Below are 12,456 nucleotides of genomic sequence, written 5' to 3'. Positions count from 1 at the left end.
TTTTATTACATTTGCAAAGAAGTATTCATCAAAATCACAAGTATTCACAAATATTATATACATTTTTCAAATACCTTCTAGGGTATTTGAAAAATCTCTAGTACTTCTTTCATAATTTGTTTTATAGAAAGGGAGGATCATCTAAGATGGTTGAAGTACCTTATGAATACTCAATAACTGGTAAAAAGAACAACAACACTCTTCTAGTAAAAATAAACGGTGATATATTGGAAATAAGGCAACTCATAGTAGTATCAGATGCACATGAAGTTTTCAAAACAGATAATATGCAATATGTAGAGTTTAGAAGTGATATTCACAGACTTAGAGAATATGCAATGTTTATAGTAAAAGATGCTCCCGAATACTATAGAGAAGCAAACCTATTAGAGCAGCAAGTCTCCGAGCTTATTAAAAACGCAATAAGACACGGAAATAAAAACGATATAAATAAAAAAGTAAAAGTTTGGTATTCCTTTGATAGAAGAGTAAAAATAATAGTTCTAGACGAAGGTGAAGGTTTCAAAGAAATAGATGATTGGAACAAATTTAACTTATCAAGAACGATAGCAATATATAAACAAGATTTTGAAAATATCATGAGATATATTTCCTGGAGAGGTAGAAATGAAAATGAAATGGATGGGGGTAATGCACTTTTTGCAGCAATAGAATATTGGAACGGGGGCATATATTACAACGAAAAAGGGAATAAAGTCTGTGCTATAAAATATTTTCCAGATAACCCTGAGTACGAAAAATACAAATAGATATGTATATTCCAATATCTCTCGTATGGATAGAAATAATATTAGTGCTAGTATCTGTCTTGCTTGGGAAACATCTATCAAAAAGCATAGAACCTGTACCCATAGATAACATAATAAAGGAATCTCACAATTTTTTAACTCCTTTAATACTCATATTCTTGCTTCTTTTTACAAATGTTACTTCACTAGCACTTTTAGGACATTCATACCTACCTAATTATCAAATTACCTTGTCACTAATATCATATCTAGACAACAATCTAGCACAAAGAATAGCATACTCTATAATACACATCTTATCATTTACTTCTTTACCAATATTTGCTAGGTTTATATCTGCAGCTGAATACAAGTATCGCTTACTACTAATTCTACTTTTACTGATAATATCGATAGGAATACTGCACTTTATAGCCTTTGTGTCCATATTTATATTTGTATTATTCACTAGCTAACTTAAAATACTAAATATTCAAGAACAACTTTTTCACTTATTAACATATGATAATTACTACTTTAGGTTAATTATAACTTTGTTAACGCTTTGATCTATTTTTACCTTCGAATATTTTTGGATCGCCGAGATTACTTCTATTAGGTCATCAACAAAATACGAAGCTCCTCCTTTGTAAACTATATCATACTCTGAAGTATTACCAGATATACTCTTTCTTCTTCTAGTACTTATTCCTGGTAAGGAATCAAATATTGCTGAAAATTCTTTCTCCTCAGAAACATTACTAAAACCTACGATAACAACATTTATAGGAATACCTTCTGAAAAATAATCATCCACATTCTTAAGAATTTTTGGTATTTCTTGTTCAACAATTTCATTCATAACTTCAACTCTTGACTGAAAATAATCCATTTTTGATCTTTTAGATTTTGTCGTTGTTGAAGTACCTAGACCTTTACCTGTTGAAGCATCATAAGACTTAATACTAGAGACTATTGTTATATCCGGAAGATTACCAATAATAAGAGAAGTCTTAACATTAATATCAGCTTCGATATAAACATCAGCTTTAAGTTCTTGTGCTAACATCTGCATTAAAGACATAGTGTGCCCTGTTTTTTCTTCATAGATACTATAGAACTTTTTTGATAGATCTAAAGCTCTTTTAAAGTCAACATAATTAAGACCATATTCAGATAACTTTGAGTTTATAAGTTCTATAAAAATTTTATAGTTTTCATCACTTTCAAGATAACTAAGCTTCTCGGTTGGCACAAATACAAGAAATGAGATATCCATAATAGGGGAATTATCAGAAGGAGTAAAACTAACACTGCTGTCATCTTGTTTGTAAATTTTAGAAGACTGTAATTCTTTTGATATCTGTCGCTGTGGTTGAGATATCAACTTACCATTATCTTCTAGATTCAAAACATCTAAGTATGACTTTAGTAAATCCAAATTTACTTTTGTTATGCCAGAGACAACTTTTTTGTTATTTCTATCGAATATTTTGGTACTTGTGAATTCTGAAACCTGATTAACAACTTTTTTATCCTGTACTATTTTTACCTCTATCTCATCATAATTAGATCTGTATTTTTTGTCGCCAACAATTTCAATTACTGCTTTTCTTATACCACTAGCTATAGCATTTTTCCTAGCTTCAAAGTATTCTTCTCCTTCACCTTCAACTTCGTAAGATTTAAAACCAACTTGCTCTTGATGAGAGATTTTTGTATTTTCCTTAGTTTGCCTTGGTTCAGAACATCCGAAAACTAAAAAAGAAACTAAAATTAAAACACACAAAAAAACTCTTCTCATATTATCCTCCATAAATTAATATTATATATCTCAAAACAAAAAATTCACAACTACTATGAATCTACTTAAGGGAATTAAATTTAACTACAAAACTCCCTTGGTAGAAGGGATACCATCCGATGAGATTTTAACAGCATTTTTTATCGCAACGGCAAAGGATTTAAAAACAGATTCTGCAATATGATGTTTGTTTACTCCTCTTACCAAATCCACATGAAGTGCAATTTTAGCACTTCTAACAAAACCTGAGAAAAAAACTTCTATTAACTCCATATCAAATTCTCTTATACACCCATCCAATATTCTCTCATCTATGTAAAGGTAAGGTCTTCCACTTACATCAACAGAAACCTGCGAAAGAGCTTCATCAAGTGGAACTGATGCAAAACCAAATCTTGATATACCTTTCTTATCACCTAACGCTTTGTCAAAACATTCTCCCAGAACAATACCAAAATCTTCTATAAGATGATGAAAATCTATATGAACGTCTCCTTTACAAATAATTACATCTATATCAATAGACGAGTGTTTTGAAAAAGAAGATATAAGATGATCAAAGAATCCAATCTGAGTAGCTCCCTGAAAAAAACCACTACCATCAATATCAATACAAATTTCTATTGAGGTTTCAGAAGTTTGCCTGAATACCTTTGCTTTTCTCATTTAGAAGAACCCCAACATCATAAGTATTAGTACTATTAACATCAATCCACCGGCAGCAATACCAACAAAGATAAGTATATTCAAGGTATTATCTTCTTTCACTAGAGAAGATTCATCAATACTTTGATCTACTCTTGATCCCTTCGCTATTTCTCCTTCGTACTTTTTAACTTTAACATTGTCTTCTTCTATTGACTTACCATATATACCTGGACCTATACTCGTAAGAACAACATAATTTTTACCCACCACTTTTATCTGTTCTATTGTAGATGGTACAGGTCTCTCTTCATTTGTTTGTGGAGAAATTGCTCCTAGAAGTTCTTTAAAGTATTGTCCTCTTTGGGTCTTCTCTGTTATTCTTGTTAAAACCTTATCACCAGGTCTGAGTTCGTAAACAGGCACACCAGTTATAGGCGAGAGTACAAGAGAAGCTTCAAGGACTATAGAATTAGGTGGTAAATTAAACTCATCAGAATCTTGCTTAGAAGCTTGTTGGTGTTGATATACCTTTTTATCTACTTCCTTTTTCATTCGCTTGACATTTATTTCTTCTATCTCTTCCTGACTTACTGTCTCAATCTCAACATCTACAGTTACATTCCTATCACCCGTAGGTCTTTGTAGAACACTTTGAATAAACTCAGCAATTTTAGGAGTTGCACTTTTCGATATAAAGTATATTATTTCATCAACTCTCTCTTTCGATTTAAGTTCATAATCCAATGCCTTTTGAATATCATTTGTTATACTTATTGAATACTCTCCTTTCCATTTCACATTTATTATTTTTTCTTCAAAATCATACCAAGGCATCTGAGGATTATTCTCGTATATTGAACTAAAATGAGAAGAAGCAACCTGTATTTTTTCCAAACTCTTCGAAAGAAGATTAAAAGATATGAAGGCTATACCAAATGTATTTGTACTAATAGCTTTAAACCTACACTTTATAACACCATATGCTGGTATTGAAGACTCCGGCATTTATAACCCCATCAAATTTTCGGCATGATTTTAACACACCTAAATTCTAAAGAACAAATGTTTAGAATTCAATTTATCAAAAAACTTCAGTAAATCCAAGATTTAAATCTTGACTCTGTTAAAATTATTGCTATATACTAAAGTCCCTAGGCATGAATACAACAGCTCTAAGCGAAATAAACCCATCTCTTCTTGTTATAATAGGTGTATTGTTTACCTGGATGTTGAATAATTTAGGCTCTCTTGGAATTTTCATTTTTAATACACCAAATAGAAAAGTTTTAGATTTCTTACTAGGCTTTTCTGCAGGTGTTATGTTAGCAGCAAGTATATGGTCCTTGCTAGTACCTTCCATGAATATATCTGAGTTTTTGAATATACCCGGCTGGATTTTAGCAGGAGGAGCATTTATAATGGGAACTCTAGCAATAAAATTACTTGACACTCTAATACCACACCTTCACATAGACTCAACAAAAGTGGAAGGTATATCAACAAACTTCAAAAAACCCATTCTACTTTACTTAGCAATGACACTTCATCATATACCGGAAGGATTTGCTGTAGGAATCGCACTAGGTGCTATGGAACTACTACCGAACTATAGCGGCATTCCAGTTGCTATAGGTATAGGTATACAAAATATACCCGAAGGATTGGCATTATCAGGAGCATTACTCGCCTATGGTGTCGGTAAATTGAAAAGTTTTCTGTACGGAGTTATGTCAGGATTCTCTGAGATAATAGGTGGAATAATAGGTTTTTTAGTAATAGCAGCAATACCTCACTTTTTACCTATAAGCCTAGCATTCGCAGCAGGTGCTATGTTTTATATAGTCATCGAAGAAGTAATACCTGAGTCTCAAATGTCTGGTAATACTGATATCTCAACCGCAGGAGTAATAATAGGATTTGTGTTAATGATGACCTTAGATAACGTAATTATATAACACATACCATATTACACCTACTAGATATCCTAAAAACAAAAATGGTATAAACGGAATTCCTTTGCGTCTTTTAACAATACCCCACAACATCCCTAAAAGAGAACCAAATATTAGAGAAATATTAAAAATCTCAAAACTACTCATCAAAGATAATCCAAAAACAACTTTGATGTCCCCACCACCAAAAACATCAAAAAAATCAAAATTTCGTAATTTTGAATAAATAAACATTACTAAAACTATTATTAGAAACTCAAAAGTATTCATAAGGTTTAAACAGTTATCAGGAAACAAAATAATAAACAAAAAACCCAACAAAATGTAAGGTACTGTTATGTAATTTGGAACAGTCCTTGTTTTAATATCAAAAGCAGAAAGAATTACCAAAATAACACTGTTGAAAACAATTTGAACAATTTCCATAAATTACGAATATTTTTTACGTTCCAATAAAACAAATTCAGTTTCACAATAATGTAAAATTACAAAAACTGATATTGACAATTTTTCAAAAAACTTTATTTTAATACATCTCAGTAGCGTTTTATAATATGTACATGAAAATAAGTTCAGTTTCTAGAACATTACTTATTACCATTTTATTAACTCTAGTCAACGAAGCATTTACCAAGAGCTTATACTCAACACATATTTCAGAAGGTATAGCATATTACAAACTTGAGGAGTATGATAAGGCAATAGATATTTTCAAAAAAGCATCTGAGCTAAATCCTAACGACCCCTTACCCTACAGAATGATAGGACTATCTTACTACAGGAAAAATATTCTCGATGAAGCACTAAAATATCTATCAATATCACTTACTCTGGAAGAAGGAGATAATACAATAACACTTTCTATAATAGGTAACATATACTATAAACAGAAAAAGTTTAACAATGCTGTACTAGTTTATGAAAAACTTACATCACTAACGAACTCAGCATTTTTCTACTTTAGACTTATAAACTCCCTTGAAAGCATTGGTAGGTTGGAAGAGGCAGCAACAGCAGGAGAAAAATTTCTACATAATCCTTCATGGGGAGATTTTGATGAAAACATCTTCAAATCTAAACTTAGAAATATCTACATAAAGTTAGGTAATAAATACAAAAAAGAAGGCCTCAAATCTAAGTCAGAAGAAGCCTACTCAAAAGCAAAACTGTTATTGAAATAATATCAAAATTGTTTTTCATATACACTAGCAGCACCTACAACCCATCCAATAGCATTCATAACATGAGTAGAATCAGCATACATTCTTCTTAACTTGACATTATAATCTAGATACCACTTCCCCTGTTCATTATAAAGAGAGAAAGTACCCCATTCAGCTTCAGATGAATTTCGTTGTAAAGCAAATACAAGTTTATCCAGAGAATTTCTAATATCTTGATCAGTATAAATCTTAATTGTAGTATAAACATAAACTATATCAAAATTCGGATTTTTATTATTAACACTAACGTAAACATAAACATCCTTTGAATAACCCTGAGAAGTTGTCAAATTGACCTGCCAAAATCCTCTAGAAAGCTTCTTAACAAACTTATATCCTTGCTCTTTGTAATTAACAAGAATATCCTCAATTTCCTCAATCGTTTCTCCGAAACTAACGTTACTAAACATTACCAGAGAAAGCATAAATATCATAGCTAATAATGTTAAAGTTGAAAAATGTTTCATTACACACCTCCACATAAAATAATATAACAAACTTTCTATAAAAACAAAACAACACTGTCGCTAAAAAATCATGATAATATAAAACTAAATTTGATATATTATCTAATAAAACATTCATAAACTAATGCTAAACAAAATTTTAGTATTTCTGGTAAACACTAAAATTTTAAAAAATCCATTACCTCATAAAACTCATAGCAGAATATTAAAAAATAATTTCTATAAACACCATCACATCTACATGCACGCTAAATAAAATAAACCATATATACTACTTAGCTCAACATCAACTTCCTATATCAGAGATTGTTTAATATGTAACTTTCGATACCAGAAACTTTTGAAATATCATTAAAATTTCTTACGAATATTTCAAATTCTACTATAAACTCCAAAAGTCTTTTAGCTCTTCTATTATCTACGTATTTCACCAAATCTTTCAGATTTCTAACTTCATACACCGACATTTCGAGTTGTTTAGATATCTCCTCATCCGAAGTCTGAACCTCTAAATACCTTTTAATCCTTATAATCTTATACAACTGTGAATAGAGTAAAGTACCCAACAAAAACAAATCTTCTCCTCTTTCTATTAAGTGTCTTATTAACATAATAACTCTATGCTTATCGCCTTTTATTACGGCATTTACCAAATCAAATATACTACCTTCTCCATACTTTTCCATCAACACTTCTATAAATTTTGCTGCACTTATATAATCAACATTACTAAAGTATCCTCTTACATACTTTATATCTTCAATTATACCATTAATATTCTGACCATTTCTCTCAATAAGAACTTTAACAAGCTCCTTCGAAGTTTCAACACCACTTTTTGATAACAAATTCAATACATAATTAGGCAATTCACTTTGAGATATCTTCCAAAAAGCTTTTACAACACCTCCTTTACCTTCTATCAACGTAGATACTGTTTTATCAAACTTATAAGGCGATAAAGATGAAATGATAACTACCAAAATTTCATTACTATAAAAACTCCCCAAAAGCTCGACTATAAGCTCTCTTTCCTGCCTAGTCATAGGCTTATCTAGATTCTTGAGTAATACAATTTTATAAGAAGTAAAAAGTGATGATGTCCTAAGCTCAGCTATGAACTTATGTATAGCTTGATCTTCACTATAATCAATACTAATCAAACTCACAGACTTTCCTTTAGAAAAATCTAATATAAGTCTTCTCAAAAATTCTTCCTTTTCAAAATTATTCTCCCCCAATAGTAGGTATATTCCTGCGGTTTGTACGCCTTGTTGTTTCTTCATTTGTACTACCTCCAAATATCGACTGAATTATACCATCTTTAGAAGAATAGTATCCATAACTTCCTTTCCATCCTGTAGACACCACGTAAACAAGGTTAAACGCAACATCATTAAGAAACTTGTTATAAATATCCTCCATAAAAATATTCCTAAAGAACAAATCACTAAAGACGCTAGCAGCAATATTCGTTACAGATGTATAGTAAAATGATTTATTCGAAAATACATACACAGAATTTGTATAGAACATATCTAAAGAGCCAACAAAATCTAGTCTTATAATGTTTGTATCAACCTTTTGAACTAGAGTAACTCCAAGATTTGATACATAAAAATTAACGATAATTTCATAACTGTTATCATCTACTACTAATATGTCTGTGTACTTGTAAAAATAATTTTTGATAGTACTGACAAAGTAACTTTTCTGTTTGATATCCATCTGACTCTCTACAATATTTAGTTTAATCCTACTTTTTTTAATTTCCTCCTGTACATTGAATGTATCGAGTTTAAAGTTTCTACCGAAACAACCTATCAACGTTATGAAAACTACTAATATTATTAAAACTTTAAGATTTCTAAGCACCTTTTAAAATTTAATTAAGGTTTCAATAGTTTTTCAAATAAAATTAGAAACAGCAAACTAATCCATAGTTAGTATTTCTGGTATTGAATCCGTTATTAGAACAGTATGTTCCCAGTGAGCCGATGGTTTACCATCTAGAGTACAAACAGACCATCCATCATCTAATATCCTAATCTTATATACTCCAGAAACCACCATAGGCTCAATAGCAATAGTCATACCCTGTCTAAGTTTAGGTCCCAACCCTGTAGGATAATTTGGTATTGGGGGGCTTTCATGAAGATATTTACCTACACCATGCACTGTATATCCTCTTATAACATCAAACCCGTTTTTCCTAACATACTCATATATAACTCTTGATATCTCACCAACTCTAACACCTGGCCTACTTATCTCTATAGCCAACATTAAGGCTTGCTTTGTAACTTCAGAAAGTTTTCTTTTTATAATAGAAACATCACCAACAAAATAAGTTCTAGCACCATCACCGTAATAATCATCAAATACAACTCCAACATCAATAGATATTATATCCCCATCTCTAAGCACAACATCTTTAGACGGTACTCCATGTATAACCACTTCATTAACCGAAGCACATATAGAATGGTTATACCTTATGACATTCTTACCATTCGTAACTGTATATCCTTTGAAAGCAGGTTTACCTCCCAATGAAAGTATAAAGTCTTCAGCTATACTATCCAACTCAAGTGTCGAAATACCAGGTTTGATATACTTCTCAAGATAAGAAAGAGTTTTAGCAACAATCCTAGAAGCTTCCCTTATTCTTCTAATTTCATCAGAGGTTTTTATTATTATATCTCCGGACATAAACAAAAATCTACAGGGGGCATACCCCCTATTGAACTAAATAGCATTATACTGCGATATAATAGCATCCTCCAATTCTTTTCTGAAATCGGATGTTATAGGATGAGCAATATCTTTGTTTTGATTACCCACTTTCCTTGAAGGCATAGAGATAAATAACTTCCCTCTACCTTCAACAATTTTAATGTTGTGAACTACAAACTGATCGTCAAAAGTAACAGACGCAACACCCTTGACCTTGCTACTCTTTCTACCATCAGTAGAAAGTTTTTTGACCTTAACATCGGTAATCTTCATACAGACCTCCAGAAACTAGATAAATTTGACAGGTTCTTTTACAAACCTTGTTACATAAACATTTTCATTCGAAATACTAAACTTTTTTAATAAATTTCTCTTTACATCTTCAACATTAATCTCTCTATCAAAAATACCATAAACACTCGATCCACTACCACTCATTAATGCAAATAAAGCTCCCATCAAGTAGAACTCCTCTTTTATTTCCCCTATAACTTTGTTTATTATGAATAACTCAAATGTGTTTTTCAACATATCCTTTAGATCCTCAAGTTTGATATTACCTCTAACAAGACCATAAGCAACACCAAAAGCCCATCGTTTTGGATCATAAAGTTTGTTTCTTGATATATAATCGTATGCTTCCTTCGTCGATACTACTAAGTTAGGATATACAATTACCACGTTATACTTCAAAAATAAATCAACCAAACCTTCTATATAATCGACTTTTTCTCCTACTCCCTGAACAACACAACCACCCAAATTAAGAAAAAAAGGAATATCCGCACCAACACTATGTATATTCGATAAAATAAAAGATTTATCCTCAACTGATATAACTCCGTCTAAAAATCTCATCAAAGCCAAAAGAACACCAGCTCCATTTCCACTTCCACCTCCAAGACCTGCTCCTGTAGGTATATTTTTGTAAATTTTTATGTTAAAACCTATTTTCTTTGAAATAACACTCTCGACAAACTCTACAACTTTCCAAACTATATTTTTGTTATCCCTTGGTAAACCAGAAGCATAATTACCATAAATTTCTATTTCTTTCCCAAAATCATCGAGTCTGAATTCACATATAATCTTATCATATACTCCCAAAGGTAAGAATATACTCTCTATTTCATGGTACCCGTTAGATAATCTACCTACAACAGTAAGACCTAAATTTATCTTTGATGACGTTAAAACAGTATACCTCATTCTCATCCTCCATAAACATAAAAATTTCTCGAACATAATGTAACTAACACTGACTAGTATTAGAATTACCTATATATCTCTACACAACTTCTTAAAAACCTCACAGAAATTTCCAAGTATAATATACCTCATAACCTTCGAAACTCTAAAGCAAATTAAATTCTTTTTACCATTGCAATTTCATCACAAGAATTTAACTTCGGACATAATATACAGTCTGACCAAACCTTTTCAGGAAATATTTCTTTTTCTACAGTTTCAAATCCAAGCTTCTTAAAAAAACCTTCACTTCTTGTTAACACAAAAACCCTCTTAACACCCACTTGTTTAACTATTTCCAAACCTCTCTCTACCAGCATCTTGCCTATACCTTTACCTTGAAAATTCTCAGATACAACTAAAGTTCTAAATTCTGTCATTTCTTTACTGTAGAATTTAACAGCCATGCAACCTATAACCACACCATTAATCTCGGCAACTATAAAGTTTCTTATATGATCTGAAATATCATCTTTAGTTCTAGGTATAAGCTCTCCCTTTTCGACATAAGGTTGAATGATATCATATATTTTGTCAACATCGTCAAGATTAGCTTCCCTTATCACTATATCCATAGCTACTCAACTCCCTCACAAAATTACACTTAACGAAACCAAAACTTGTCACAACGGGTTTCTGTAGTAATTTTCAATGTTTATTGTAGCTCATTCCAAAGCTTAGCAGACAATGATGCTAATTCTCTAACCCTTGATATGTAATTAGCTCTCTCGGTAATACTTATAGCATTTCTTGCATCAAGTGTATTAAAAATATGAGAACATTTCATAACAAAGTCATAAGCAGGGAATATGAGTTTTCTTTCAATTAGTTTTTTAGCCTCATTCTCGAACTTGTTGAATAACTCAAAATACAGCTCAGTATTGGCAAATTCAAAATTATAAACAGAGTATTCATACTCAAAGTATTTTTGCAAATCACCATACTTGACATTCTCATTCCACATAAGATCAAATACATTGTCAACATCCTGAAGATACATAGTAATTCTCTCTGAACCATATGTAATCTCAACAGGTATAGGATCGAGATCAATACCACCTACTGATTGAAAGTAGGTAAACTGCGTTATCTCCATACCATCCAACCAAACTTCCCATCCTAATCCCCAAGCCCCAAGTGTAGGAGATTCCCAATCATCATGAACAAACCTTATATCATGTTCTTTTGTATTTATTCCAAGTCTTTCTAAACTTTCGAGATACATCTCTTGGATATCTATAGGAGAAGGCTTCATAATAACCTGAAATTGATAATAAAAACCAAGTCTATTTGGGTTTTGCCCATATCTACCATCAGTAGGTCTCCTACATGGTTCGACATAGGCAACATTCCAAGGTTTCTTGCCTAAAACTCTCAAGAAGGTATCAGGATTAAATGTTCCAGCTCCTACCTCAACATCCCACCCCTCTCTTATTACACATCCTTTTTCAGCCCAAAATTTTTTGAGTGTCATCAAAACTTCTTGAAAATACATAACAAGTATATTATATAAAGAAATCACACTTTATCAAACTCTGTAAGATGGTATAGCATATAAAGGATATTAGTATCTGTGATTTGATGGACATATATGTACAAGCATTGTAAAAACATGAAAAATTTTACTTT

At 31.4% G+C, this 12,456-nt stretch carries 16 protein-coding genes; 4 read left to right on the top strand and 12 right to left on the bottom strand.

Annotation, left to right across the window (positions count from 1 at the left end):
• The first annotated feature begins 146 nt into the window (after nucleotides 1-146).
• Both N2712_07585 and N2712_07580 read left to right on the top strand, forming a co-directional pair.
• Nucleotides 147-770: a hypothetical protein gene (locus tag N2712_07585; GenBank protein MCX8029836.1), complete on the top strand. Its 624-nt coding sequence runs from the start codon at nucleotides 147-149 to the stop codon at nucleotides 768-770.
• Between the two features lie 2 nt (nucleotides 771-772).
• Nucleotides 773-1,225 (top strand): hypothetical protein, encoded by a 453-nt coding sequence (locus tag N2712_07580; GenBank protein MCX8029835.1) that lies wholly within the window; start codon nucleotides 773-775, stop codon nucleotides 1,223-1,225.
• A 56-nt stretch (nucleotides 1,226-1,281) separates the two neighbouring features.
• On the opposite strand, the gene N2712_07575 is transcribed toward N2712_07580, so the two are convergent.
• The 3 genes from N2712_07575 to N2712_07565 all read right to left on the bottom strand — a co-directional run bounded on the left by N2712_07575 (nucleotide 1,282) and on the right by N2712_07565 (nucleotide 4,206).
• On the bottom strand, nucleotides 1,282-2,553 hold the full coding sequence (locus N2712_07575; GenBank protein ID MCX8029834.1) for a DUF6175 family protein: 1,272 nt from the start codon (nucleotides 2,551-2,553) through the stop codon (nucleotides 1,282-1,284).
• An 84-nt stretch (nucleotides 2,554-2,637) separates the two neighbouring features.
• Nucleotides 2,638-3,219, bottom strand: a complete 582-nt coding sequence (hisB, locus tag N2712_07570; protein MCX8029833.1) for an imidazoleglycerol-phosphate dehydratase HisB — start codon at nucleotides 3,217-3,219, stop codon at nucleotides 2,638-2,640.
• Nucleotides 3,220-4,206 (bottom strand): hypothetical protein, encoded by a 987-nt coding sequence (locus N2712_07565; protein ID MCX8029832.1) that lies wholly within the window; start codon nucleotides 4,204-4,206, stop codon nucleotides 3,220-3,222. It abuts the gene before it with no gap.
• A 152-nt stretch (nucleotides 4,207-4,358) separates the two neighbouring features.
• On the opposite strand from N2712_07565, the gene N2712_07560 reads away from it, so the two are divergent.
• Entirely contained in the window at nucleotides 4,359-5,156 is a 798-nt protein-coding gene (locus N2712_07560) for a ZIP family metal transporter (GenBank protein MCX8029831.1), read from the top strand.
• On the opposite strand, the gene N2712_07555 is transcribed toward N2712_07560, so the two are convergent.
• On the bottom strand, nucleotides 5,136-5,579 hold the full coding sequence (locus N2712_07555; GenBank protein MCX8029830.1) for an A24 family peptidase: 444 nt from the start codon (nucleotides 5,577-5,579) through the stop codon (nucleotides 5,136-5,138). The genes N2712_07560 and N2712_07555 overlap by 21 nt on opposite strands.
• A gap of 134 nt (nucleotides 5,580-5,713) precedes the next feature.
• Between N2712_07555 and N2712_07550 the strand changes: the two genes are divergently transcribed.
• The gene (locus N2712_07550) at nucleotides 5,714-6,334 is read left to right on the top strand and encodes a tetratricopeptide repeat protein (GenBank protein ID MCX8029829.1); all 621 of its coding nucleotides are present in this window, start codon (nucleotides 5,714-5,716) and stop codon (nucleotides 6,332-6,334) included.
• A 2-nt stretch (nucleotides 6,335-6,336) separates the two neighbouring features.
• On the opposite strand, the gene N2712_07545 is transcribed toward N2712_07550, so the two are convergent.
• From N2712_07545 to N2712_07510, 8 genes are all read right to left on the bottom strand, one after another.
• Nucleotides 6,337-6,843 carry a hypothetical protein gene (locus N2712_07545; protein MCX8029828.1) on the bottom strand — a complete coding sequence of 169 codons (507 nt, stop codon included), beginning with the start codon at nucleotides 6,841-6,843 and terminating at the stop codon, nucleotides 6,337-6,339.
• A gap of 299 nt (nucleotides 6,844-7,142) precedes the next feature.
• A complete protein-coding gene (holA, locus tag N2712_07540) occupies nucleotides 7,143-8,129 on the bottom strand; it encodes a DNA polymerase III subunit delta (GenBank protein ID MCX8029827.1) in 987 nt (328 codons plus the stop codon).
• Nucleotides 8,071-8,718 (bottom strand): hypothetical protein, encoded by a 648-nt coding sequence (locus N2712_07535; protein MCX8029826.1) that lies wholly within the window; start codon nucleotides 8,716-8,718, stop codon nucleotides 8,071-8,073. Before N2712_07535 ends, holA begins: the two co-directional genes overlap by 59 nt.
• A 57-nt stretch (nucleotides 8,719-8,775) precedes the next feature.
• Nucleotides 8,776-9,555 carry a type I methionyl aminopeptidase gene (gene map / locus N2712_07530; protein ID MCX8029825.1) on the bottom strand — a complete coding sequence of 260 codons (780 nt, stop codon included), beginning with the start codon at nucleotides 9,553-9,555 and terminating at the stop codon, nucleotides 8,776-8,778.
• Nucleotides 9,556-9,591: 36 nt separating this feature from the next.
• Entirely contained in the window at nucleotides 9,592-9,852 is a 261-nt protein-coding gene (locus N2712_07525; GenBank protein ID MCX8029824.1) for a SpoVG family protein, read from the bottom strand.
• 15 nt (nucleotides 9,853-9,867) lie between these two features.
• Entirely contained in the window at nucleotides 9,868-10,788 is a 921-nt protein-coding gene (locus tag N2712_07520; GenBank protein ID MCX8029823.1) for a hypothetical protein, read from the bottom strand.
• 155 nt (nucleotides 10,789-10,943) lie between these two features.
• Nucleotides 10,944-11,402, bottom strand: a complete 459-nt coding sequence (locus N2712_07515) for an N-acetyltransferase (protein MCX8029822.1) — start codon at nucleotides 11,400-11,402, stop codon at nucleotides 10,944-10,946.
• Between the two features lie 80 nt (nucleotides 11,403-11,482).
• Nucleotides 11,483-12,322, bottom strand: coding sequence for a glycine--tRNA ligase subunit alpha (locus tag N2712_07510; GenBank protein ID MCX8029821.1), 840 nt, complete (start codon nucleotides 12,320-12,322; stop codon nucleotides 11,483-11,485).
• Nucleotides 12,323-12,456 lie beyond the last annotated feature (134 nt).

The organism is Brevinematales bacterium (genome assembly GCA_026415355.1).
Classification (GTDB): Bacteria; Spirochaetota; Brevinematia; order DTOW01; family DTOW01; genus SKYB106.
The sequence above is the reverse complement of the archived record's forward strand: the minus strand, read 5'-3'. Positions and strand labels throughout refer to the sequence as shown.